Source organism: Parasaccharibacter sp. TMW 2.1891, assembly GCF_023337675.1.
Classification (GTDB): domain Bacteria; phylum Pseudomonadota; class Alphaproteobacteria; order Acetobacterales; family Acetobacteraceae; genus Bombella; species Bombella apis.
In genome coordinates this window covers 812280-837887 of sequence record NZ_QORT01000001.1, presented here as the reverse complement: position 1 = coordinate 837887, position 25608 = coordinate 812280, and the positions used below count along the sequence as shown (strand labels likewise).

Annotated in this window: 19 protein-coding genes and 2 pseudogenes; 13 read left to right on the top strand and 8 right to left on the bottom strand. The window is 52.4% G+C overall.

The window, feature by feature from the left end; all coding sequences use genetic code 11:
- The first annotated feature begins 137 nt into the window (after window positions 1-137).
- From DTJ15_RS03640 to DTJ15_RS03615, 6 genes are all read left to right on the top strand, one after another.
- Window positions 138-1718: a DUF6538 domain-containing protein gene (locus DTJ15_RS03640; protein WP_349292848.1), complete on the top strand. Its 1581-nt coding sequence runs from the start codon at window positions 138-140 to the stop codon at window positions 1716-1718.
- A 176-nt stretch (window positions 1719-1894) separates the two neighbouring features.
- Complete coding sequence (locus DTJ15_RS03635; protein WP_249109445.1) at window positions 1895-2284, top strand: MobC family plasmid mobilization relaxosome protein; 390 nt, start codon at window positions 1895-1897, stop codon at window positions 2282-2284.
- Between the two features lie 136 nt (window positions 2285-2420).
- Window positions 2421-4040, top strand: a complete 1620-nt coding sequence (locus tag DTJ15_RS03630; RefSeq protein ID WP_249109444.1) for a hypothetical protein — start codon at window positions 2421-2423, stop codon at window positions 4038-4040.
- 125 nt (window positions 4041-4165) lie between these two features.
- A complete protein-coding gene (locus DTJ15_RS03625; protein WP_249109442.1) occupies window positions 4166-5767 on the top strand; it encodes a class I SAM-dependent DNA methyltransferase in 1602 nt (533 codons plus the stop codon).
- Entirely contained in the window at window positions 5764-7068 is a 1305-nt protein-coding gene (locus DTJ15_RS03620; protein ID WP_249109441.1) for a restriction endonuclease subunit S, read from the top strand. The genes DTJ15_RS03625 and DTJ15_RS03620 overlap by 4 nt, the downstream gene beginning before the upstream one ends.
- Window positions 7065-10250 carry a type I restriction endonuclease subunit R gene (locus DTJ15_RS03615; RefSeq protein ID WP_249109438.1) on the top strand — a complete coding sequence of 1062 codons (3186 nt, stop codon included), beginning with the start codon at window positions 7065-7067 and terminating at the stop codon, window positions 10248-10250. Before DTJ15_RS03620 ends, DTJ15_RS03615 begins: the two co-directional genes overlap by 4 nt.
- A 49-nt stretch (window positions 10251-10299) precedes the next feature.
- Here the strand turns inward: DTJ15_RS03615 and DTJ15_RS03610 are convergent, their stop codons facing one another.
- A complete protein-coding gene (locus tag DTJ15_RS03610) occupies window positions 10300-11154 on the bottom strand; it encodes a hypothetical protein (RefSeq protein ID WP_249109436.1) in 855 nt (284 codons plus the stop codon).
- A gap of 115 nt (window positions 11155-11269) precedes the next feature.
- Between DTJ15_RS03610 and DTJ15_RS03605 the strand changes: the two genes are divergently transcribed.
- The 4 genes and pseudogenes from DTJ15_RS03605 (at window position 11270) to DTJ15_RS03595 (ending at window position 13752) form a co-directional block, all read left to right on the top strand.
- Complete coding sequence (locus DTJ15_RS03605; RefSeq protein ID WP_061498081.1) at window positions 11270-11467, top strand: AbrB/MazE/SpoVT family DNA-binding domain-containing protein; 198 nt, start codon at window positions 11270-11272, stop codon at window positions 11465-11467.
- The gene (locus tag DTJ15_RS03600) at window positions 11467-11880 is read left to right on the top strand and encodes a PIN domain-containing protein (RefSeq protein WP_249109434.1); all 414 of its coding nucleotides are present in this window, start codon (window positions 11467-11469) and stop codon (window positions 11878-11880) included. The genes DTJ15_RS03605 and DTJ15_RS03600 overlap by 1 nt, the downstream gene beginning before the upstream one ends.
- A gap of 234 nt (window positions 11881-12114) precedes the next feature.
- A pseudogene (locus tag DTJ15_RS09145) lies at window positions 12115-12294 on the top strand (DUF6538 domain-containing protein); the annotation flags it as partial.
- Window positions 12295-12309: 15 nt separating this feature from the next.
- Window positions 12310-13752 (top strand): site-specific integrase, encoded by a 1443-nt coding sequence (locus DTJ15_RS03595; RefSeq protein WP_249109432.1) that lies wholly within the window; start codon window positions 12310-12312, stop codon window positions 13750-13752.
- A gap of 713 nt (window positions 13753-14465) precedes the next feature.
- Here the strand turns inward: DTJ15_RS03595 and DTJ15_RS03590 are convergent.
- The 6 genes from DTJ15_RS03590 to DTJ15_RS03565 all read right to left on the bottom strand — a co-directional run bounded on the left by DTJ15_RS03590 (window position 14466) and on the right by DTJ15_RS03565 (window position 20554).
- Complete coding sequence (locus DTJ15_RS03590; RefSeq protein WP_249109430.1) at window positions 14466-16487, bottom strand: hypothetical protein; 2022 nt, start codon at window positions 16485-16487, stop codon at window positions 14466-14468.
- Window positions 16484-17125: a hypothetical protein gene (locus DTJ15_RS03585; protein WP_249109429.1), complete on the bottom strand. Its 642-nt coding sequence runs from the start codon at window positions 17123-17125 to the stop codon at window positions 16484-16486. Before DTJ15_RS03585 ends, DTJ15_RS03590 begins: the two co-directional genes overlap by 4 nt.
- Window positions 17122-18708 (bottom strand): VPA1262 family N-terminal domain-containing protein, encoded by a 1587-nt coding sequence (locus DTJ15_RS03580; RefSeq protein WP_249109427.1) that lies wholly within the window; start codon window positions 18706-18708, stop codon window positions 17122-17124. Before DTJ15_RS03580 ends, DTJ15_RS03585 begins: the two co-directional genes overlap by 4 nt.
- A gap of 480 nt (window positions 18709-19188) precedes the next feature.
- Window positions 19189-19572: a type II toxin-antitoxin system VapC family toxin gene (locus DTJ15_RS03575; RefSeq protein ID WP_249109425.1), complete on the bottom strand. Its 384-nt coding sequence runs from the start codon at window positions 19570-19572 to the stop codon at window positions 19189-19191.
- Entirely contained in the window at window positions 19569-19865 is a 297-nt protein-coding gene (locus DTJ15_RS03570) for a type II toxin-antitoxin system Phd/YefM family antitoxin (RefSeq protein WP_249109424.1), read from the bottom strand. The genes DTJ15_RS03575 and DTJ15_RS03570 overlap by 4 nt, the downstream gene beginning before the upstream one ends.
- 50 nt (window positions 19866-19915) lie before the next feature.
- Window positions 19916-20554, bottom strand: a complete 639-nt coding sequence (locus DTJ15_RS03565; protein ID WP_249109423.1) for a tyrosine-type recombinase/integrase — start codon at window positions 20552-20554, stop codon at window positions 19916-19918.
- Window positions 20555-20931: 377 nt separating this feature from the next.
- Between DTJ15_RS03565 and DTJ15_RS03560 the strand changes: the two genes are divergently transcribed.
- The 3 genes from DTJ15_RS03560 (at window position 20932) to DTJ15_RS03550 (ending at window position 24997) form a co-directional block, all read left to right on the top strand.
- A complete protein-coding gene (locus DTJ15_RS03560) occupies window positions 20932-21285 on the top strand; it encodes a plasmid mobilization protein (RefSeq protein WP_249109422.1) in 354 nt (117 codons plus the stop codon).
- A gap of 24 nt (window positions 21286-21309) precedes the next feature.
- Window positions 21310-23118 (top strand): relaxase/mobilization nuclease domain-containing protein, encoded by a 1809-nt coding sequence (locus DTJ15_RS03555; RefSeq protein WP_249109421.1) that lies wholly within the window; start codon window positions 21310-21312, stop codon window positions 23116-23118.
- 238 nt (window positions 23119-23356) lie between these two features.
- Window positions 23357-24997, top strand: a complete 1641-nt coding sequence (locus tag DTJ15_RS03550) for a tyrosine-type recombinase/integrase (protein WP_249109420.1) — start codon at window positions 23357-23359, stop codon at window positions 24995-24997.
- Between the two features lie 24 nt (window positions 24998-25021).
- Here the strand turns inward: DTJ15_RS03550 and DTJ15_RS03545 are convergent.
- Window positions 25022-25565: pseudogene (locus tag DTJ15_RS03545) on the bottom strand (IS5 family transposase); the annotation flags it as partial.
- Between the last annotated feature and the right edge of the window lie 43 nt (window positions 25566-25608).

Here is a 25608-nt window from a genome sequence, read left to right as displayed (position 1 = left end):
CTGATTGTTTGCGACCAAAGCGAGCGGGTTCGAGTCCCGCAGTTCGCACCACTAACCTGTTGAAATATAACAGTAAAATGAGAATTTGACGGGTCTGCGGGATTTTCCCGTTTGTCTTCCCAGACTGGGAAACGCAGATGCTCCGACTCATAGGATCACACTACCACTTCCGTCGCGCGGTTCCTCAGGCCGTGCAAGCCTGCCTCGGCAGAACCGAAATCTCCCTTTCCCTGCAAACTCAGAGTAAGCTCATTGCCCGAGAACGGGCGACTGCCCTCTATGCAGCCACGGGCACACTGTTTGAAAGGGCAAGGATGATGGACGAGAAGCCTGACACCGATCTGATGAAAGACCTGCTGGCCGTTCAGGCCCAGATGATCCGGGATCAGGAAGAGACGCTCGCCCTGGCTGAAGAGTGCCATGCCCTTGACCGCAAAATTCGCGACGCCACCCATAACATGGCCCTGCTCGAAAGAATTCAGAACGAAAACGCCTTCCTCGATGAAAGCTCAAGAAAGATACGCGAGATCGGTCAGCGCTTTGACAGTCTGCGTCAGCAGCTCACCACCGGCGTTGCCCTGAGCAAACAGGAAAAGAAAATGCTCAAGGCGGAAGCCGACCGCCTGTCCGGCATGATCGTTGACATCCAGAGCCGCCAGCCTGCCCATATTGTCCAGCCGGTGCCACAGACAATGGCCTCACCTGCACCGGAAGAGCGCAAACCCGCCCCTAAAATTTCATCGCCTCTTCTTTCAACCATGGCTGAACGCTTCATCTATTCCGACAAAACAAAGAGTGCCGACACCATAAAAGCCACCCACATGCCCGTGCGACAGATTACCGGCAACGTGGCGGGAGAGTTCTTTGACCTACTCTCTTCCCTGCCCGCAACACATGGTAAGGGCAAGACTGTTCTCCCGTTACGTGTTGTCATTGCACAGGCTCAGGAACGAGGTCTGGAAACGGTAGGGGGTAAAACGGTTAAAAATCATTTTTCCCGACTGTCTGCACTATGGGGTCATCTGGTCAAACGCGACTTTGCCGACAAGAATCCATGGGCCGGTTGGGACTTCAATGTCACCAAAAAGATTGTCCGCCGGGGATGGACTGACGGTGAACTGGCTTTGCTCGCCCGCACTCAGTGGTCGGGAACCGCTGTCTCTCACAGGACATGGACTGGCATTATCAGCATCGGCATGTTCACAGGTATGCGGTTAGGCGAAATCTGCAATTTACGCAGACAGGATATTGAGGTGATCGACGGAGTATCCTGCTTCCATGTCCGCCCTCACCCCGAAGATGGCTGGTCACCCAAAACGTCAGCGGGCACCCGTATCATTCCCATTCATTCCAGTCTGCTCAGAATGGAGGGGCTGAATCTACTTGAGGACAATGGTGCAAAATATCTGTTCCCGGACCTGACCGTTTCTACTTCTGGTGAACGGGGCGATAACTTTGCCCGATCCTTCTCAAAGCACAAAAAGCAGCTTGGTCTGCCAGAAGCAGTGACATTCCATTCCTTCCGCCATACCGTCTCGACAAAACTTAGAAATCAGGAAGCCCATATCCGCGAACTCTGGATTGACACCGTGCTCGGGCATGAAGCGTCCCACAAATCGCAAGGAACCATGAACTATACCAGCGGGATTGACGTTGCCAATCTTCAGCAGGTTATTGAAGCCCTTCACTACCCAGCAGAGTGCATCATACCTTTTTGAAAGGCTTATTCTCGCCATCTTGTTTGCATCAAAAAAAGTTCGGAAATCAGGCATCTGAATAGGTTACCCTTACAGGGAGCCAGCAGTGCTCCATGGCTACCCAAAGGGTGCATGGAGCAAGCTGGTAAGGGGGAGAGATCTCCCCCGTTAACCCCCTCTTTAAGGAGAACTCTGTTATGCCGATTTCCCGAACTTCCCGCCTTTCCGTCCGTGCATCACCCGATGAACTGGTGCGCTGGAACCATATCGCCAGCGCTCATGGCCATGCCACCACCGCACAATGGATACGCTCCCTCCTGACCAGTGCAGAACTGGCCGGGCATAAAGGGCCACACGTTCCCGATGAACTACGTGGGATACGTCATCAGCTTTCCCGTGCCGGGAATAACCTCAACCAGCTTGCCCATTCTGCCAACTGCGGCGATGCCGTGCATTGCGAGGGTGTCCTGAACGAGATTGAGAAACTGATCCAGCATCTTGACTACCTTCTCCGCCACTCACGGAGAAACCACCCTGACAAGTCTGCCCGTCGCAGGTGCGACAGGCCAGCACTGCCCCTGCACTGACTGTTTGTGGTCATGCCCCATGATCATCAAAGAAAGCCGGATCAGAACAAAAAGTGGCGCAGGTGCTTTGTCCCGCCATGTGCTGCATGGTGCAAAGAATGAAGCCATCCGGGTTCTGGCGGGGTCGGACTGGCTCATGCGTGACCATATGCGCGAAGGCAGACGGGAGGGGCTGAGATACGGTCTGCGCCATATCGCTTTCAATCCTGACAAGACCATGAGCGATGACCAGCTTTCGGACTTCGCCCGTCGCCTGTGTGATGAACTCCACGCCGACCCGGAACACCTTACTCTTATTATCCACCAGAAAGACGGCAGCACACACGGGCACCTGATCCTGCCCGAATGGCAGGGCAACCATGTTCTGGAAAGCCGGTTCACATGGATGCGTCTGGAGAAAGTTGCCCGGCTGGAAGAAATCCGGCTTGGTCATGCTCTCGTGCCCGGAAGGCATGACAAAGCTATTGCCAAAGCACTGCGTACAGAAGGTCATCATCAGGCAGCGGAACAGGTCGCAGCACTGATCCCTGTTCTTGACAGCCCCAAACCTCGCGCTGCCTACACATCGCAGGCCCACCGCATAGCGGAAAGACAAGAACTTGACCTGCCAAAACTCAAACAGCTTGTTGCCTCTCTCTGGAACCGCTCTGACGGGTTAAAATCATTCCGGGCGGCGCTGGCGGAACATGACCTGACTTTGCGGGAAGGTGATCGAAAAGAAACACGCCCCGGCGCTCATATCATTGAAAAGAACGATGGAACACTCATTGGTAGCTTTACCCGGCTGACAAAAGTGCGCATGGCGGAATTCCGAAAGCTTCTGGCAAAAGAACAATCAGCAGAACACGAAAAGTCGAAACTGGATATCAGAAGCACCCGTGTTCCCGTCCGCATAACATCAGAGAATGACCAAACTGGAATATTCTCCGTCCCCGACGCCTCACCTGCCCCCAACAGGAGTCCAAAACGTATCCGCCTACCACGCAGGAATAAAGCGATTGACGCACTTAGGCGCAGGCAGATGGAGGATGTAGACAGGCCAGCCGTCATGCTACACACCCCGCCGAAACCACTGTATCCGCTGATCCTCAGCGCGGAAGAAGCCCGTATCCGCCACCGGATCAGGCAGGCCATTCAGGAGCAGCAGGCTATCCTTGACCAGAGAGCGCCAGAAAAGGGCTGGGCACCATTAAAGAGGGAAGAAATGCTCGCAAAATGGCGAAAAGCCCTCACCCCCTACCAGAAGCAACTGCGGAGTAGCTTTACTCGTTATCGTCGTGCCAAAAAAGAATGGGAACAGGCGGAAGAAAGCCGCTGGCAACGCATGACCGGACGAACTGGGAAACTGGAAAAAGTCTGCCAGCAGCTTTTGCTCAAATTTCTGGAAGTCCTGCGGTTTGTTGTACAGGCGTTGCTGCATATTGTCGGGTTGCGCTCAACACCGCCAGAACCTGTCCGGTCTATCCTGACAGAACAGGATAGACCTGTCCTTGAAGAATTCAGGAAACAGTATGATGCCGAATTTTCCGCCATGGCTGATCCGGAAAAACTCGAACCATGGCTCCAGCATCGTTTTGACAGACTGGTGCAGGCGAGAACAGACCGTATCAGACAATGGGACAAGGCCCACCAAGCTGAAAAAGAAAGGGCGAGACAGGAAATCGCTCGCCTGCGCTCAAAACTGTCTGTTCCAGAAGGCTTGAGAAACACCATGGGCATCGCTCCACCCAAACCGGCCATGGAACCATCACCATAAAATCCTGCTTCGCCACTGGCACACAATGTCAGACAGCCCTCCATCCCGCCATTGCCTCTCGACCAGATCGCCAGTTTCCGTTAAACTGGGGCATCTGAATTTTCTGAGAAACAAGGCTTTTTTTCATGCCCCGCGGTCGCCCTCGCAAGAACCCTGATGCTGCCCCAGCTCCCAAGAAAACCCCCAAAGCAAGCAAAACCAAGGCAGCGAGTGCGACACTGGGCTTTGAACAGCAGATGTTTCTGGCGGCTGACAAGCTGCGCAAGAACCTTGAACCCTCAGATTACAAGCATGTGGCCCTTGGCCTGATCTTCCTGCGCTACATCTCCACTGCCTTTGAAGCCCGCCATGCCGCGCTGATACTGGATGACCCGGCGGCGGCGGAAGATCCTGACGAATATCTGGCTAAAAACATCTTCTGGGTGCCCGAGACCGCCCGCTGGTCTCATCTCAGGGACAATGCCCGTTCTCCCGGCATCGGCAAGATGATTGATGACGCCATGCTGGCTATTGAAAAAGCCAACCCGGAGCAGCTTAAGGGTGTGCTGCCCAAGGATTACGGACGGCCTGCCCTTGATAGCGTGATGTTGGGTGAGTTGATCGACCTCATCTCTGACATCGGCATGGGAGATACGGACGACAAGGCGCGGGACGTGCTGGGCCGGGTCTATGAATACTTCCTTGGCGGGTTTGCCGGAGCCGAAGGTAAGCGCGGGGGCGAGTTCTACACGCCGTCCAGCGTGGTGCGCACGCTGGTTTCCATGCTCGAACCTTACAAAGGCCGGGTATACGACCCCTGCTGTGGGTCTGGTGGCATGTTCGTGCAGTCCGAACGCTTTGTGGAAACCCATGGCGGTAAGCTGGGTGATATTGCCATTTACGGGCAGGAGAGCAACCACACCACTTGGCGTCTGGCCCGTATGAACCTTGCCGTGCGGGGTATTGGCGCGGACATTCGCTGGAACAATGAGGGCAGCTTTCTTCGCGACGAGCTGAAAGACCTGCGCTTTGACTATATTCTGGCCAACCCGCCGTTCAACGTGTCGGACTGGTGGAATGCGTCCCTAGAGAAAGACCCGCGCTGGCAGTACGGCAAGCCGCCTGCGGGCAATGCCAACTATGCGTGGCTCCAGCATATTCTGTGGCATCTTGCCCCCGATGGCACGGCAGGCGTGGTACTGGCCAATGGCTCCATGTCCTCCAACCAGAACAGCGAAGGCGAAATCCGCCGCCGGATGGTGGAGGGCGATGTGGTGGACTGCATGGTGGCCCTGCCCGGTCAGCTTTTCTATTCCACTCAGATTCCGGCCTGCCTATGGTTTCTCACCCGCACCAAGAAGCAAAAGGGCTGGCGAGACCGGCGCGGAGAAATCCTGTTTATTGACGCCCGCAAGCTGGGCAAACTTGTTGACCGCACCCGCCGGGAACTGACGGACGAGGACGTGGCCCGCATTGCTGACACCTACCACGCATGGCGTGGAGAAAAGGACGCGGGCACCTATGAGGATAGTCCGGGCTTCTGCAAATCCGCCACGCTGAATGAAGTGGAACAGCACAGCTTTGTTCTGACACCGGGCCGCTACGTGGGGACAGAGGAAGCCGAAGAAGACAGCGTGCCATTTACCGAACGCTTCGCAACATTAAGAAATCAATTCATAAAACAGGTAGCCGAAGGCCAAACTTATCAAGAGAAAATTCTAGAAGTTCTTAAGCTGGTGCAACCATGAAAATACTTTCAGATGCAGCAGATTTTATGTCAGGAGGGACGCCCAATAAAGCTAATCCGGCTTTCTGGGGAGGTGATATTTCATGGTATTCTGCATCCAATATGACAGACCGGTTTATTGGCAACGGTTCTCCTAAAATAACTTATGAAGGATTAATTGCCGGGTCTAAAATGGCTCCCAAAGGCTCTAGTTTAATTCTAGTAAGAGGCAGTGGTTTATTTAATTACATTCCGATTTGTTATGTAGAAAAAGCAGTTGCTTTTAATCAGGATGTAAAAGCCATTTGCCCAAAAGATGATACTGATCCGGTTTTTCTACATTTCTGGATGGAAAGTTTACGCAATACGCTAAACCAAAATTTGGGCGTGACAGGAATTGGGGCTGGGAAATTAGACACCGATTTTTTAAAAAACTTACCTTTCCCCAATTTATCACGGAAAAAACAAGAATATATTGCTCAATACGCTCAGTCTTTTGATAGAAAAATCGAACTCAACCGCCGGACGAACGAAACGCTGGAAGCCATGGCGCGGGCGTTGTTTCGGGACTGGTTTGTCGATTTTGGCCCGACACGGGCAAAAATGGCCGGAGAAGCCCCTTACCTCGCCCCAGAAGTGTGGGAACTCTTTCCCGACAGGCTGGATGATGAGGGTAAGCCCGAGGGGTGGCATAGAGTATTATTAAATGACCTTATATCTGTTACAAAGGGGCGCTCTTACAAAAGCAGCGAACTACAGGAATCAGAGACGGCTTTAGTCACGTTAAAATCTTTTATGCGAGGAGGCGGCTATCGACATGATGGACTCAAAGCATTCACGGGGAAATATCATGACGATCAAATTGTCTCTCCTGGAGATTTAATAGTTGCTCTTACTGATGTCACCCAAGCAGCAGATGTAATCGGGAAACCTGCAATTGTTGTGCATGACCAAAAATATAAAACATTAGTTGCATCACTCGATGTTGGAATTATTAGAAAAAAAACAGAATTGACTGGAATGTCATTTATATATCAGATTCTTTTAAGTGAAGAGTTTCAAAATCACGCTTACTCTTACACTTCTGGAACTACCGTTCTGCATTTAAATAAAGAAGCTATTCCCTCTTTCGAAGTGTGCATCCCATCTCAAAAATTGGGCGCTTTTTTAGAAAATTCTCTAGATACTATGAAAGAAAAAGTTATATCCAATTTCAAAGAAATAAATTCCCTCGCCCAACTTCGAGACCTCCTCCTCCCCAAACTCATGTCCGGCGAAATCAGCATCCGGGATGCCGAAAAAATGGTGGAAGACGCGGCATGAGCTTTCTGTCCGAAAACGAGATCGAAGATTGGGCCTGCGATATTCTGCGCGAATGTGGCTACACCATTGTCTGGGGGCCAGATATTGCCCCCGGGGGCAAAAAGCCCGAACGTGCCTCGTTATCGGACGTCATTCTGGAAAAACCCCTGCGGGCAGCAATAGACAAGCTAAATCCGTACCTTCCCCAAGCCTCACGCGATGAAGCCCTGCTGGCCCTGATCCGCGAAGACACACCCGACCATGTGGACGAAAACCGCCGCCTGCATGACTATCTGGTCAATGGCGTGCCGGTGGATGTGGTGCGCGAGGATGGCACACAGTCTGGCGCTAGGGTCTGTCTGCTGGATTTTGAGAACCCGGAGAACAATGACTTTCTGGTCGTGCGCCAGTTCGTCATTGAAAAGGACGAGGCCAACCGCAGGCCAGACCTTGTTCTGTTCATTAACGGTATGCCGCTTGGGGTGATTGAACTCAAAAGTCCCAGTTCCGAGAACGCGACGCTGGATTCAGCCTGGAACCAGTTCCAGACCTATCGCAGCCTTATTCCGTCGCTATTCCGCTTCAATGAAGCGCTGATGATTTCGGATGGCACACAGGCCCGCGTTGGCTCGCTCACAGCCGACCGTGACCGCTTCATGCCATGGCGCACGATCAACGGCGAAGACCTGATCGCCAAAAACCATGAGGAGATGGAAACCGTGCTGCGGGGCGTGTTCACCCCGCACTGGTTTCTGGGCCTGATCCGTGACTTTGTGTTGTTTGGCGAGAAGAACGGCAGCCCCATAAAAATTCTGGCGGGCTATCACCAGTTTCATGCCTGCCGGAAAGCCGTAGGGCAGACTGTGCGGGCCGCTGCACCGGATGGAGACCGCAAGGTGGGTGTGGTGTGGCACACGCAAGGGTCCGGCAAGAGCCTGCTCATGACGTTCTATGCTGGTGTGATTGCCCGCCACCCCGAGATGGAAAACCCCACCATCATTGTGCTGACAGACCGCAATGATCTGGATGACCAGCTCTTTGCCACCTTCTCCGGCGCACAGGCTTTGTTGCGCCAGACACCGGAGCAGGCGGACAGCCGGGAGGACTTGCAGAAACTCCTCCGGCGCACCTCGGGTGGTGTCATCTTTACCACCTTGCAGAAGTTCCAGCCCGAAGACGGGGAAACCAGCCTGCCCGTGCTGACCGACCGTCGGAATGTGGTTGTCATGGCGGATGAGGCACACCGCAGCCAGTATGGGCTGGAGGCCAAATTCACCCCCAAGACCGGCAAAATGACTTATGGGTTTGCCAAATACCTGCGCGATGCCCTGCCCAATGCGTCCTTTATCGGCTTTACCGGCACACCCATTGAAAATGCCGATGTGAACACACGCGGTATTTTTGGCGAGTACATCAACATTTATGACATTGCGCAGGCTGTCGAGGATGGCGCAACCGTGCCCATCTATTACGAAAGCCGCCTTGTGCGTATCGAACTGGATGAAGACCTCAAGGAAGAGCTGGACGACGAACTGGCCGATATTGTCGAAGGGCTTTCAGAGAACGAGGAACACAAGCTCAGCCAGAAATACTCTCGCGTGGAAGCACTGGTCGGCTCAGAACCCCGCCTACGCCGGATAGCCGAAGACCTTGTGACCCATTTTGAAAACCGCCTGACTGCCCTTGAAGGCAAAGGCATGATCGTAGGTATGAGCCGAGCTATCTGTGTGGCGCTCTATAACGAGATCATCCGCCTACGCCCCACCTGGCATAGTGACGATGACAATGAAGGAGCCATCAAGGTGGTGATGACCGGCAGTTCATCCGACCCTGCCGGGTTCCAGCCCCATATCGGCAAGAAGTCCAAGGCACGACGTGAACTGCTGGCAAAACGCATGAAGGATAATAACGACCCGCTCCGGCTGGTTATTGTGCGCGACATGTGGCTGACGGGTTTTGACGTGCCTTCCATGCACACCATGTATGTGGATAAGCCTATGCGTGGGCACGGGCTGATGCAGGCCATTGCCCGCGTCAACCGTGTGTTCAAGGGTAAACCCGGCGGTCTGGTGGTGGACTATATCGGTCTTGCCCAGAACCTGAAGGCGGCTTTGGGTGAATACTCCGCCGGAGACCGCAAACAGGTCGGCATCGATGAAGGCGAGGCCATCCGCGCCTTGCAGGAACGCTACGAAGTCGTACGGGCCATGTTCAACCCCGGTCAGGCTGGTGGTTTTGACTACCGCCCTGCCTTGCAGGACGGAGCAACACCCAAGGCTAAGCTTTCCATCATGGCAGGAGCGCTTGACCATATTCTGGGCCAACAGCAACGCGCCATGGCATCTGCCAAAAATGATGACGAGCGTAAGGCCGCCCAGAAACGCTACCCGGATGCCGTCAAGGCGCTCTCAGTCGCCTTTGCGCTGGCGTCTGCCAGTGATGAAGCCGCCAGATTACGCGATGAAATCGGGTTTTTCGAGGCCGTCAGGGCGGCTCTGGTCAAGAGTGTGAGCACCGGCACCGATGGGCGCAGTGCGCAGGAGCGCGAACTGGCCATCAAGCAACTGGTCAGCAAGGCCGTCATTTCCACTGATATTATCGACATCATGGAAGCCGCTGGTATTGGAAAGCCTGATATTTCCATCCTCTCGGACGCCTTCCTGCAAGAAGTGCGCGAGATGCCTCAGCGCAACCTGGCCATTGAAGCGCTCAAAAAACTGCTGGAAGGCCAGATACGCAGCCGAACCCGCTCCAACATCACGGAAGCCGAAGCCTTTTCACAAAGGCTGGAACAGGCCGTTGCTCGCTACCATGCCAACGCCCTGACGTCCGCTCAAATTCTGGATGAACTAATCCGCATGGCCCGTGACATGGCCTCCGCCCGCGACCGTGGCGAGGAACTGGGTCTGACACAGGAAGAAATCGCTTTCTATGACGCACTGGCCCAGAACCAGAACGCCAAGGAAGCCATGGGCGACCTCAGCCTACGGGTTATCGCCACAGCACTGGTGAAGACCATTCGGGAAAATGCCACAGTGGACTGGACGGTGATGGCGCAGGCCCGCGCCAAAATGCGCACTTCCGTCAAACGCCTGCTGCGTCACTATGGATACCCGCCGGATATGGAAGCTGAAGCAGTCAAACATATTCTACGTCAGGCGGAACAGTTTGCACCGATCTGGGTAAACCAGAAAGAGCTTTAAATATCGTCGTTATGCGGAGAGACCAAGAGAGTAATTGTCGGCCACATATCTAGTATTTTCGAAAGGGCATTGGCTCCTTGGATTTTCCAGATCTCAGATCAAGTGCTTCAGCACGATCCAAGTGACGCTTACGAGCTTGGGACGCATGGGAAAGCGAACGTTCGATACGTGACGTCAATGTACCATAAGATTCGTGTGGTGGTGGAAAACGTGCCTCAAGGTCGAACTCACGGACGCATATCAAACCCAACCGAAGACTTTTTTCTGCGGCATGCATGAGCATATTGAAAATGTTAACGGCAAGCTGTCCTTCCCGCTCCCACCAGTCGTCAACACAATGGGATATCTCATTCAACGAATCATAGTAACGGATAAGGACAATAACTTTCTTATCAGGCAGATCACGCACTTGGGACGCGCTCGGATAGAGCGTCGGGAAATAAGGTCGGAAATCCGCCTGCTGGTCGTTATTTTTCACGCTCTCAACAGCGGATTCACAACTAAAATTAACTGTTGATCTATCCAGAATATACTGAACTCGTTCAATGGTATGTTGTAGTTCTGGCGCAAGTGCTGCAACGGCACCAGCTTCTTTTTTTTCTTTCTCTTCTGCCTCAGAACGACGCTTGTTCAATTCAGTGATCCAAGCCCCAAGGAGCGCTCCACCGGCACCGAACAAGGAGCCTGCAAGTGATGTAACGTCGCGCTGAAGAGCCAACCCACCGCCGCAGAACAGAGCAACGGAAACAGCCATATGCGGATTCTCTTTAATGTAGCGCACGATACTCTTCGGTACACACTCCACTGAATTACTTTCGGTCATTGCATCACTCTTGTTCTCTTTAAATGCAATATAACATATATCAAAAAAATGCATGCTATCGTCAAAGCGATTCCAGACCATCTCGACTGATAATTTGGGTTGTCCCAGCCAGCAACCCCAATAGATTATATCGTAATATTCCTTGCAGGTAAGATAAACATTCTGTATTTACGTATATCCAACATAGGAGGTTCTCATGCAGGTTTCCAAATGGGGTAACAGCCTTGCTGTGCGTATTCCCTCCCACATTGTCAAACAGCTTGGTTTGCAGGAAGGCGACAATGTGGATGCTGTTTTCACACGCCTGAAATCCCGCGAAGAAGCACTCCGCTCCCTGAAAGAAATCGGGAAAAAACTGCCTTCCGGGTTCCGTTTTGAACGTCCCGAAGACTAATGTCTCTCTTTCTAGATACGAACATCCTTCTCTATGCCATGATGGAAGAAGGAACAGAAAAGGCCGGCATTGCTGACAGTCTCCTTCTGCATCAGGACTGCCATATCTCGGTTCAGACACTTAACGAAGCCACAAATACGCTCAGGCGTAAAACCAGACTTCCACTAGACGACATCAAAACATTGATTACCGACTTCCGGGGGCTGGTCACGATCCATCCCATCACGGAAGCTGTTTACAGCCATGGCTGGGCCATTATCGAACGGTATGGGCTCCAGACCTATGACGCCATGATTCTGGCCTGCGCCATGGAAAATGGCATTGAAACCCTCTTGTCCGAAGATATGCAGAACGGTCAGCGGATTTTTGACATGATGACCATCATAAACCCCTTCCAGAAACCAGAAGACTGAGGTTAAATTCACCATACCAAGTTCCCAGACTGTTTAACCAATTCAGGGAACTAGAATGCTAACCGGAAGACAGCACGTCGTATTCTTTTTGCTGTTTCAATAAGTTAGAATCGTGTCACTGCGGGTTGGCTCGGGTTCGAGTCCCGCAGTTCGCATACCTTAACGTATTGATTTTATTAAGAAATCCTGAAAGCAGTGAAGTGTAAACCCGCTTCTCCATAGTCCTTCTCCAAAATGGAGAAGTTCCCAATGCTGGCTCTCGTGGGCACCCATTACCATTTCCGCCGTGCCGTCCCCGTTGCCTTACGGCCCCTCTTCGGCAAAACTGAATTCTGGATTTCCCTTAAGACAGGGAACAAATCAGAAGCCCGCCTCTCTGCCATGGCCCTCCATGCCCAGACCAGTGCACTATTTAGAACGGCCCGCCTCATGACTGATCCAGCCCAGAAGAAGCCCATCACCAAAGACGACCTTCTGGCCCTTTATCAAGACATCATCAAAAAGCAGAACGAGGTCATAGAGACCAACGAACACAATGCCGCAGAGCAACTCAGACTTGAACGCTACCGCGCCAGCATGAGCCGCTATGAAGACATGCTGAGAACAAAGGCTTTCATCGACTATTCCTCACAGGCTTTGGAACAGGTGAACCAGAGCATGATAAAGCTGCGCAAGGACATGATCACGGGCACGACGCAGGACAAAGCCAGTCTTGCCCGCAAGACCGAAGAGATAGACCGGCTTCATGCAACGCTGATCAAACTGTTCCAGACAGGCCCAGCTTTGTCTCAGGCCTCCGGTGCAGTACCACCGTCCCATCAGTTGGCATCTCCTACACCGTCTCCAGTTGTCCCAACCTCTCCGCGCCTGACAGAAGCCCTTCAGCTTGCCTTGCTGGCAGACAGCCAGAAGAGTGAGGCCACCAAGAAAGAAACCGCCCGCACCGTGGCGTTGTTTGTACAGGCTTTCGGCGATAAGCCGATTAAAGAGATTACCGGGCGCGTGGCTGGGGAGTTTAGAGACCTGCTTTTCTCCTTGCCGACCTCCTACGCCAAAGGCAAGCAGGACTTGGATTTAAATACTGAGGTCGAACGGGCGCAGGAGTTTGACCTGCCGACCCTCAGCGGCAAGAGCGTGAAGAACCACTTCATGCGCCTCTCAACCTTATGGAACCAGCTACTCCGCCGCGAGATTGCAGAGAAGAACCCATGGAACAACTGGGACTTTGACCTGACCAAACGCAATCCACGTAGGGCATGGACAGATGATGAACTGGCCCTACTCTCGTCTTCACCATGGACGTGCAGCACCATCTCACAGGCGACCTTTGCAAGCATCACACTGGTTGCTGCCTATAGCGGTATGAGGCTGGGAGAAATCTGCAACCTACGGAATGAGGACATTCAGGAGGTTGACGGTATCCCCTGCTTTGTTATCCGCCCTCACCCCGAAGACAAATGGACACCCAAGACAGAAGCAGGCACCCGGAACGTGCCCATCCACAGCGCCTTGCTGGACTGGGGCATTCTGGACTTCAGGAAAGACGGTGAGAAATTCCTGTTTTCTGAACTAAAAACACCCCAAAGCGGCCCACGTGGCACAGACTTTGGCCGGAATTTCTCGAAATTCAAAACGACAATTAGCCTTCCTGCTGCCATTACGTTCCATAGTTTCCGGCACACAGTATCCACCCGCCTACGCAATCAGGCGGGAAATCTCAGAGAACTCTGGATTGATGCCCTTCTTGGTCATGAAGCCAGCCACAAAAGCCAAGGGGCCACAACTTATCTCTCAGGTATTGCAACCGAAAACCTTAGGCAGACCGTGGAAGCTGTAAGCTATCCAACACTCTTCTTGAGGCGTAAACCATGACGGCTTTGGGGGGGAATGCGGTCGGTCCGGTTTTGGGCGTAGAACTTAAAATACCGGACATTGATTCTGACCAAAATCAGCTCTCAATTCTCAAAATGATGTAAAAATCTAGACAATAAATATACATAAATTATTCGTTATTTATCATCATATGCGTTTTTTCAGAATCCTTTACGGAGAACTCACCAATGCGACTCTGACGTTCGCTTAGGGGAACTCAGTCTATTAATCTATAGAGCAACCGTATTGTTTTTTGTGAAAAAGTAATACCAAATCTTGTATTTATCAATAAAATAAGGAGTCTGTTATAAAAATTATAATGCAGAATCACCGGTTAATTTAATTTATTTCGTTACCATTGTCTAAATATGCAAGTAACTCTTCGCTTATGCTACCAATAAAAACCACAAATAGTTCGGTCGCCACATCAATACAATACCTCCAGCCATTGTCGAAAGTATGCTAGACAACCTTCTTGTGTAGGTCGAAGACGCTGTCGTGACCTTATAACTCTGCTGACGCCCCCCCCCCTTGAGCTACGACGATATTCAAACGGCCCTGATCATCCGTTCTCAGTAACTCTGGGCGAGGGAAATGCCTGGGGGTAGATAAAGGTCTCAAGATCAGCCGGTTGTGCATGGTGCAAAATACCACAAACTGATGGGGATATGCTGATACTGTTATCCTACACGCTACGTTATTACTAAATTCCTCTACATCATGTCTTGACTTAATGCTCTTATGATCCGGCTGCATTCCCCGACCAGCCCTGAAGAGGGACGTCTAATGCCAGAGCGTTGTTCCCATTCAACGAATTCCTTTAGCCGCAGGGCCAAATCGATCTTCTGAGGCTGCAATTCCAATAAAACTACCGCTAAGTCCTGAAGTTCAATACCGTTCGCTAACGCCATGGAGGAACACCATGCTAGAAGTTCGTCGTCTCCTCCCAATCGCGCTAGTTCTCTTGCTACCTCGATGGCATAGGAAGTCTCTGAATTTGACGCACGAAGAACGTGGGGAAGCCTAGCGAACAGTTTTGCAAGCGCATGCCGCCATCGGTTGGCTTGGAAGAAATGAACCGACAGGGACATGCAGAACGTCGCATCAAAAACCGCTCGCCAGCAGCACAGCGCCTGCTGAGGCTTGGAAAATTTTGGGGTTAGTAGCCAGTCGATCAGGCTCAGCCCAAGGCAAATATGAAAAAAACTGGGATCGTCGGCACCTCGGTCGTCGAGAACATGACGGCTCCGCCGCCGCTGTTCGGATAGGGAGTGCCAAACGTCCTGCCACTCTTGCCTTGGGTCTTTCAGACACGCATAAAGCGCAGCTGGCTGCCAGTTCCTCCAAGTGGGAAAGTCGGCATCGGAAAAAATGTCTAGCCCGCGGTCTCTTTGGATGAGAAGGGATCGATACAACAGCAAGAGGTTGGTGGCGTCGAATTCCCGATTGCCATGTACATCCGCCTGCTCCAACAAAACAGCAGCAAGGAAAGCATCGGTACCCGAGGTGCCGCGTCCCCATTTTTTCTTACCGACTCTTGACAACCGCATGACTTCAAGTCCGTTTGGTGACGGCAGAATTTCGTGGAATGCGTCTAGAGCGTCGGTCAATCCGTAGCCTTTGGCTGCCATCGCCTCAGTTAGAACATCAATGGCTGTCGGTATGGGAGACCACTGATGCGACGCACGTGATTGCCGTCTCCCTTCCTCGCCAATTAGGTATCCAAGCCACTGCAGGCCCAGAAATTTGCCGTCCTCTCTTTCAAGCAAAACATCGGTCAGCTTGACGAATACATCGTGAACCTTCCGATTCATTTCATCGCGGTCAATTTGACGCCCATCTTTCGGCCTGCCAATCCGCACGGCGTGCTCATGACCAACGGTCAACAGTATCGGAGCGGCGATTTTTCCATTCCACGTCATCCCTCCGGACGGGTCAACCATTTGAATAGAAGGAGCCACGCAGAGCAGTGCCAGAATTTCGTCGAGGTTTTCGACGACGTCATGGGCATAAAATTCGTGATGAAGCGCAAGTGGGAGGGCTGTGTCCTCTAGCAACTCAAGATACTGTGAGCGATCTAACGGCCGCAGCACACGGACAAGATCAATTGGCCTGTAAAACCACGTTACGTTTCCGAATCCATGGCCGAATACACTATCCAACTCCCGCGATGCCTTCCATTGGCGCAGGAATTCCAGAAAGCCATTTTGCTCTCGCGGGAATAGCCCGACCTCTGGGTGCTCGGCAATGTCTGTGACGACGCCTTTAAGGGCGATAATTACGGCCTCTTGACCCGTAGTCTGAAACGCGTTCCTCATGGTCTCAATCATTATATCAAGGGCCACGAAGTTGTCGCCGATAAGTCCGCGTGCAATCGCGGCTCCGTGCGGCTCAGCGATCACCGCTTCGGCTAGCACTCTCCCCAGCACACCTGCAAGTTCCGGATACTTGCTCGCAGATTCTGCAACCATGTCCATGCTCTCGGCCAATTGCGCTGGCAGCGCCGACACCATGCAAACTTCCTGCAAAGCGTCGAATATCTGAGGTTCGACCTCCCTGAGCCGGTCATAGTATTTTCCGGAAAAAGGAACCTTAAATTCCTCAGCCAAAGCCGGAACTAACCTTCGACAGACCTCATCTGCCCAAGGCTCTGATGCGGCAGTTCTGGCAACTCCGACCATCTTATCATGGTTGTCGATCCATGGGTTTTCGTCATCCGGCGGCCCGTCGTTCATTGCCGTAATGCTCCCTCAAGATTGTGTAACTTTCGTATTTCTTCAAATAGACTGATAAAGTGACGCTCTCTTGCATCCCAGCCTCGGCTGACGGCGGTCATGGCTGCCTGCAAACATCCTACCGTTCCGCCAAAATGCCAAAGTTCATCATCGGTCACGGCAAAACGATCATGTAAATAAGGAAAGTCATGTCGATCTATTTCTGTGACGCCAAATGTTGCATCCGCTACCAGCCGATGCTTTTCCTCGAGAATTTTTCTTATACTTTTAAACGTTTTTCGTACGTTTTTTTCCGCCGTAATTAAATGAAAATCGCTAAGTGCAGGAGCTAATTCCATTTGATCCCTCAGGAACAATAGATTTTTACTTCCGAAATGCGTATCTAGTATCCATAAACGCCTAGATGATGCGATTTTTTCCCAGAACGTCTTCAGGCCAAGAGGACCAGAATCATAATGCTTGCTACGCTTTTTGATCAATGGATACTTAGGAGCAAGCTCAGTATCACTCTCTCGAGTACTATAGTCTTCTGGGATTGATGCCCACAGCAATTCAGGTTCACCGTGGAAGGTGGTTGAAGGCTTTGGATTACGAACCTGTAATGCCGGTTCGCTCCCTTGAAACGGGGATCTTTTCATCCATTACTGCCCTTACCATCCTGTTCCGCTTTTTTCTTATCGGCCTTTCGTTTCCTGACCCATTCTTTCAGCGCCATGGCACGGTGGTTAATGGGATTAATAATTCCCATGATGCGGTCCATCACCAGCTCAGGTGCTGGCAGCTTGATCATCATTCCAGCACGCTCCCCGATGGAGTGGAACGAATTGCCAGACAGCCAGACGTCGTCGTCGATGACCAGAAAGCGATCATGTATCGGCGAACGGCTACCGGTCATCACCAGAATTTCGAACCGGCCCTTTTCCGATAGCGCTTTGACCTGTTCCAGTAATACTTCGCCAGCCTCACGGATCGGTGCTATTTGATCCCTACCTCGCAACCGCTCGGCCGAGGTAACGATCTTTACATCGACCTCTGAGCGGCTGGTGGCCAAGGCATAGGCGAACAGCTCAAGCGTCGTAAAATAGGGATCGACTATCCATACCCTCTGCCGTGCCTGACTGATAAGACCTCGAACAAAACTTCGCGCCTCGTTCTCATCACCATGAAACAATTTCTGCCCAAGCCGCCCAGCTTCTTCTTTCCGCTCCCGGCTTCGTCTGGCAGAATTGAAGTGGACGGCCACGTCTCCATCGTCGCTCGTCGTATCTCCAATGACGAATTCCCCTCCCTTGGTCATCACCGTTTGCTCGTAGGTTTCCCCGGGGCGCCCAGAGGTATCCGGTACTTTTACAATTTTGGTGGCGCTTGCCATCTCAATCGTCGTTCCGATTTGACGCAGGAAGCCGACCGGGTCGTGCCATTCGAGTACGCCGCGCTGCGGGCAAACCAAGGCAAGGCTGACCTGTTCTGTCCGACCGACATGAAAAATTCGTAAATAATTTCCGTCTAGATCGATACTGCGATAGGAAACCACACCGCCATACCGGTGCTCGCCTAAATACAGGACGAGCTTGTGGACGTCGTGGCCCTGCCTTTCGATCAGATGAATGTCGCTAGCTTCGCCAGCTTCTTCGACGGCAAGCGTGTGGTGGAGGTTGCGAAGGACTGGGTTAGGAGCGATAAGGCTGATCGACCCCAACCATTCGCCAAATTCGAGAAAGTTGAAAAACAATTTATCGGTTAGCCAGCCAACCGCTGTTAAGTTGGTCAGGGGGAGCCGTGCTTCCGGCAGAATGGCCGTCTGGACAAGGTGGTGAGCGCGAACCGTTCCCCAATTATGGAAGGGCAATTGATGGGTGATCAGCAAATTGGGCCAAGCTGGCTCTTCTCTGAACTGGGATGTCGCAAGTAGATCCCATTCCCCGTTTGTATTGGGAAGCATGACATGCCCCTCTCGGCACTTGGCATACCATGCCAAGGCGTCCTCAGCCGTCATGACAATCCGCCGAACATACACAGAGTGTCGGCGTCCAAGCGACCTCACAGGCAGAGCCTGTTCCTTTGTTGGGTCAGGTGACGGTAGCTCAGATGGGAACAGCTCCACCATTCCGAAGAGAAGAAAGCGCCTACTGTCTTCCCGATACCACGCCAGATGGACGAGCGCATGGCGGTAATCACCGTCCAGAATTGGCGAATCAAGATTTGGTTTAATGATCCGCATAATTACTCCATCTCACGAAGAACATTATTAGCGGAAATTGTAGCATGCGTCAGGGAATCAAAACAGATGCTTGCAATTTGGGAGAGCTCTGCGGGCGTCCATCAACGGTGAGAGTAATTGAAAGGTTCGCTCTATCAATAAACAGCTATCCGAAACCCGCAGATGAAATGGGGGCGGAGTATGGATGCACAGGGCGGAGCTCTCTCCGACGAAACTGCGGTTTCTACCGATACCTTCCTGCATTCGGCAGATATGAACGCGTGGCAACAGAATACTCCACGGCGACTGAGTTGCTAAGCAAAACTGGAGCCGACGGATCCTCCGTCACTCGTGGTTATTTGTAAGCGAGCCAAAGTCCGGCCTTCCGTAGATAGATGTTCTGGCAGTTGACTAGATCTTCAGGGCATGTCCGCTTTTAGGAAACCGAAGCGAAAGGCTGAACGACAAACAGGAGGACGTGTTCTGACGGCGGTTTCTGCTTCACGAACAGCGTATTCGCTTGATGGGGTAATGATCCATTTGTCCGTCTTCCGAAAGAAATGTGGCGTATTCAGCTTGCGCCTGCGCCATAAGGAGATGGTCAAACGGATCACGATGATGCAGAGGTAAAGACATCAGAATCTTAAGATGTTCGGGCTGTATTTGTAGTAGTGAGAAACCTTCCCCGGGAATGGCTGCCAGAATGTCGTTCATATCCGCATCCAGTTTTCCGATACGGATTTTGATCGCAATCTCCCAGAGTGACACGATACTCACCAGAATATCGTGGACTGGATCCGCAATAGTCTCCCGTGCATTCTCACCCAGTCTGTCGGAGTCCGAAAGCCACCACAGCAACGCATGCGTATCAAGCAGAACCTTCACAGGTCGCGTTCCATGCTTTCAAGAATGTCCGACGGCGTTTCATCAAAATCTTCGCTCATTTTGATCCGCCCGCGAAGAGCTCCTGGCTGACGGCGGGGACGATAGGAAGGAGCCAGCGGTCGCAGTTCAGCCACAACCTCGTCATGAGACGTCACGAGGATCGTAGTACCCTGTCTGACCTGACGCAGATACGCTGTCAGGTTTCCCCGGAACTCTCGAACCCCAATTTTCTGTGGGGTTGGCGCATTATCTGAGAGATGCTCGCTCATGGTCTCCTCCTTGTGTGTCATCATAGCATGTACACAGAAGGAGGAGGTAGAGAATTCATGATACCTATTCGATTTCAGAGGTCAGTGGTTTCTGACAGTGCCAGCGCGTCCTCGACGTCCACCCCAAGGTATCGAACCGTACTATCCAGTTTTGAATGACCAAGCAGAATCTGAACGGCCCGGATGTTACCGGTTCGTTTGTAAATCATGGCAACCTTTGTCCGGCGGAGCGAATGAGTTCCATATTCCCCGGTGATCAGTCCCACCGCCTGAACCCATTGATCCAGAAGCCGGGCGTATTGCCTTGTGCTCAGGTGAGCTTTGGCGCTTAGGCGGCTCGGAAAAACATACTCATTCAAGCCACCACCTCGATGTTCCAGCCACGCCCGCACGCTTTCTCGCGTTGTTTCTGTAATTTCGAATTGCACAGGTCGTCGAGTTTTCTGCTGGACGACCATGGCTCGGTGGCGCACCTGACCACTGGTAACGATGTCGCCGATACGAAGGCTGACAAGATCGCAGCCTCTGAGTTTGCTATCGAGAGCAAGATCAAACAAAGCTCTATCTCTGACACGTTGTTCGCTCCCCAGCCAAAACCGAATAGCCCAGACGTGCTTTTCTTTGAGCGCCCGCTTGGCGCCAACCATTTTTCCTGCATTCCAAGGCACGGACGCCTTCAGCGTAGGCGATGGAAAACGCGTTTTCTTTTCCATGATACTTTCTCCTGATCAGCTGCACATGCAGCAATCAGAAGTCTGGAGGAGGACATCGGCGGATAACGAGCACTATTGCCGACCGTCCGCTTTACGGAAACTGGAACGGCTCTTCTTATGACCGAGATGAGGCGAAAGGAGACCATAACTTAAGCCTCCCATTCATACTGAGACATACCCTCCAGAAGCTTCCTTCACTTTAATCGTTAAGAATTTGTTCTTTTTTCGTTCCTTTCATGGAAATAGAGTACCTTAGTCTCCATGGGGTTTGTGTCAGGAGCCAGCAGTGTCCAATGGCTACCCGTTGGGTAACCTTGGACAAGCTGGCAAGGGGGAGTGTCTCCCTCGTTGACCCCCACAATAGGGAGACTGAAACCATGCCCGAAATCCGAACGTCCCGCCTTTCCGTCAGGGCCAGACCCGACGAACTCGACCGCTGGCAAGTCGTCGCCAGACGGGCCGGACACCACACCACCGCTGGCTGGATACGCGCTCTCTTGCGTGACGCCGAGTTCGCAGGCCAAGAGGGCGACCGGCTCCTTTCTGAACTCAGAGGCCTACGGGGAGACCTTGCCCGCATTGGCAACAACCTCAACCAACTGGCCCACGCCGCAAACCGTAGTGAGGCTGTAGCTTGTGCCACGACACTGGACAATATCGACGCCCTGAAAGACCGGACGGACAGGCTGTTGCGTCGTATCCGTCCCGCCTCCCGGCAGACGGTACATTGATCCTGTCCTCACAAATGTGCGGCCATGATTGTCAAGGAAACCCGCATCAAGACAGGCAGCGGCCATAAAGCCCTTGCCACCCATGTCTTGCGGGGTAAGAAGAACGAAGCCATTCTGGTGCGTGAAGGTAGTGAGTATTGGCTCAAAGACTGGGTGAAGGAAGCAAAACGCGAAGGCCTGACCTATGGCCTCCGTCATATCGCCTTTAATCCCGAACAAACTATGACAGATACAGAACTGTCAGAGTTTGCCGACCGGCTCTGTGAAGAACTTGGGGCGGATAAAGTCTCTCGCACCCTTATCCTTCACCAGAAAGACGGCAAGAGGCACGGTCATCTTATTCTGCCTGAATGGCAACATGACCATGTGTTGAGTAGCCGCTTCTCTTACATGCGACTGGAGAAAATCGCTCGCTTAGAAGAAATCAGGCTGGGTCACCCTTTAATAGCAGGGCGTCATGATGCGGCTATTGCTACCGCCTTACATCGAGAAGGCAAGCACAGCGAAGCCCAACTGGTGGAAGCCCTTATATCTGAGGATGCCTCCCTCCCCCGCGCTGCGTACACCTCTCAGGCACGCCGGATAACAGAACGACAGGCTTTGGAGTTACCGGCCTTGAAAAAAGCAATTACCGCTCTCTGGCAACAGTCGGGCGAAAAGCTCCCTGCCTTCCGGCTTCTGTTACAGGAACAGGGGCTCGTGATGCGTGAAGGCGATAGAAGCACCACCAGACCGGGTGCCCATATTATTGAAACAGCAGACGGCACTCTGATTGGCTCTTTTACCCGCCTGACCAAAACACGTATGAAAGACTTCCATGCTTTGCTCATGCAGGAAGCTCTGCCAGCAGAAGAACCCCGCCTAGTACGCCCGGTTTCAGCTCGTGCCCGCCGGTTAAGCCCGCTGAGCGCCAGACCGCCGCGCGTCTTGCCCGCAGAGGCCATGATTATGCCCCTGCGTAGAAGGCCAAGCTATCGTCCGACAGTAACGTCTCTCACTCAGACACAAAACCTTAACCCCGGTTTTGCCCATTACCTGACAGACTGGAAAAATGAGGTGGCCCGATGTGAACACATCATACGCCAGAACCCGTTATCGCTTTATGGCCCTGTGCCAACACGCGACCAAGTCTTCCAAAACATCTTACAAGAAATAAGGCCCCTTCGGATAAAACTCAAAAAGACCAAGGAAACACTTGACTTGGCGCATCAGGAACGTGAAGCGGCCTATGCCTCCTTGCTAGGAGGTATAACAGGACGACGGCACAAAGCTGATGAGGCTTTTGAAAAAGCCCTGCTTATCCTTGCTGAAATACTCCGTTACCTCATTGAGACCTTACTTTACCTGTTTGGCCTGAGAGAAAAACCACCCCGGCCCCTAACCTTGCCTGTGCCCACAGCGCGGGAACGGTCTCTGGAAAACTACTATGACCAGAAAAGACAGCATGTGTCCGCCCTACTCAACAAAGAGAGAACTCTCGCTTTACTACGAACACTTTATCAAAAATCCATGGCACAGCGGAAAGAGGAGCAAAAGAACGCTGAGATTGCCTATAGGCCAACCCTCGAAGCCGCTCAAAACCGCTTACGCCACCTCAGGCAACTCCCCGGCCTGCATAAAGACCTTGATGAGGTCACACGAAAAGCCTTCTTCCATGCTCAGTATACAGGGCAGCTTGAGCAGGCTCTTATGATTTTACAGGCAGACCACTCTAAAACAGCAGAACCTCAAAACGAGTTTTTCAAGCAGGAAAAAGAGACCGAAACCCGGCAAAAACCCGCACCGAACCCGCAGACCACACCGCGCCCCTCTGCCACCCCCTCACCTTTTTGAACGTTTTGGGAAGTCTCTTGACGAGAACTCACTTCTTCTCCAAAGTGCTTCTCATAAATCGTTACCAAGAAGGACGTCTTTTAGCGTTTTGCTTGATGAAATCAGTAAGGTTTCGAACGCAACTCACCCGCTTCTCAGGGTTCGAGTCCCGCAGTTCGCACCACTAATCTTTTGAAAATATTGAGTAAAGTGCCTGCTTGGCAGGACAAAAGGACCGTGTCCCGTTCACCTTCCCATAATGGGAACCGACATACTCCGTCTGCTTGGCGCACACTGCCACTTCCGCCGCACCATCCCCTTCCCCCTTCGTGCCCTGCTGGGCCGCACGGAAATCTCTCTTTCCCTTCAGACCAGCAGCAAGCGGGTTGCACGCGAACGCGCAGCCGGGCTTTATGCCAGAACCGGACAGTTCTTTAGTAAAGCCAAAGTCATGTATGAAGATGCCTCCCCAGAAGAACTGAGAAAGCTTCTCGCCCTCTATAAGGACATCATGCGCGACACAAAACGCATGATTGCGATTGAAGAGGAGCGGGTGGAGGCTGAACGCACCTATAAAAAGGCACGGTTCTACTTCGAAAAGATGGAGAACCTGAAGCAACTGCAAGACTTTATTAAGATATCCAATGACGGCCTCGATAGTCTCATGGCAGGCTTCCAGAAACTACACGCCACGGCCACCAAGGACTATCTACGCAACGCCACAGAAAAAACCATGCTGCGGGAGCAGATTGCCAACCTGAGCGCCATCGTGGTGTCTATCAAAAATGCCGGGCAGGAAACACAGGCGGCTTTTATGCCTGTGCAGGAGGAGACTTCTGTTTGTCCTACTCCCAATAAAGCCACACCCGGCCCCAAGAAAAAGACAGGTCCGACCATCACGGCAATGGTGGACCAGTTCATTTATCGCGATAAAACCAAAAGCCCCGGCATTATCCGCGATACCGGCAAGACCATCAGTCTCTTCGTGGAAGCCTTTGGTGACAAGCCTGTTGACCAGATTACCGGCGGGGTGGCTGGGGAGTTCCGGGATATGCTCTTTGCCCTGCCCTCGACCCACGGCAAACATAAGAACTCTCTTGGCATTCATGACGCAATTTTGCGGGCCAAAGAGGAAGAACTTGAAACACTCAGCGGCAAGACAGTCAAAAACCATTTCTCCCGCCTCTCGGCCCTCTGGGGGCATCTTGTGCAACGCGAAATCGTGGCCCGTAATCCATGGGCGGGGTGGACCTACGATGTGACCCAGAAGATTGACCGTCGAGATTGGACAGACCGCGAACTGGCCCAGCTTTCCACAGCCCAATGGACAAGCACCACAACCTCTTTGCGCAGTTATGTCGGTCTCATTACCATCGCCCTGTATACCGGAATGCGCCTTGGGAAACTCTGTAACCTACGCACACAGGATATTGTGACCGTCAATGGTATTCGTTGCTTTCATGTCCGCCCCCACCCCGAGGATAACTGGTCACCGAAAACAGTAGCCGGGACACGGCTTATTCCTATCCATAGTCATCTGTTGCAATGGGGTGTGCTCGACCTTGTGCAGAAAGGAGAACACTACCTGTTCCCAGACCTGAACCCCTCTGCCCGAGGGCGGGGAACGGACTTTGCGCAGGCCTTTTCAAAATTCAAGAAACGCCTTGGCCTGCCGGAAACTGTGACCTTCCACTCTTTCCGGCATACGGTTTCGACCAAACTGCGGAACCAAAGTGGCAATATCAGAGAACTCTGGATTGATACCTTGCTGGGCCATGAAGCCAGCCATCGATCGCAGGGCACCACAACCTACACAAGCGGCATTGCCGTGCAGAACCTCCAACAGGTCGTGGAGGCTCTGGAGTATCCGACCTTCCATATTCCACTGCCACCGCACTGACTATTTCAACAGGACTAGGGCCTGTTATGTCTTAATATAATCAGCGATTGCAGCGATGAGGATGACGGAAAGAAAAGAGGATGCGGTCTTTTCATATCTGGTTGCTACAGCCCGCCATTCCTTGAGCCTTGCCCAGAGATTTTCCACCAAATGGCGATGTCTGTAAGCCCATTCTGGACAACTGACTTGGGTATCATTTCGCTTGGATGAAATGACAGGACGCGCCCCCCGGTTCTAGATATCTTCACGGAACTTGTGGGAAGCATAGCCGCGATCGCAGACAACATAACCGGCGTGTGGGGAAGATCATCAAGGAGAGCACAGGCGGCTGGCAATTCATGCACCTGCCCGGGTGCGAGGGTGAAAGACAAGACCTTGTCGCGGCCATCGACCGCTACGCAGACCTTGGTGCCCAATCCTCCACGTGAGCGGCCAAGAGCTTCACGACCTTTTGGGCATTCCCTGTATCCCCCTTTTTGGCAGCCCCAGCTGCCTTGTGATGCGCACGAATGGTTGTTCCATCAAGGAATACCATGCCCAGAGCCTGGGTTCTTTGGTGGTGTCTTTCTTTTGGGGCGAATGTCTTTGATCAGTGGTTCCCAGAAAGACCA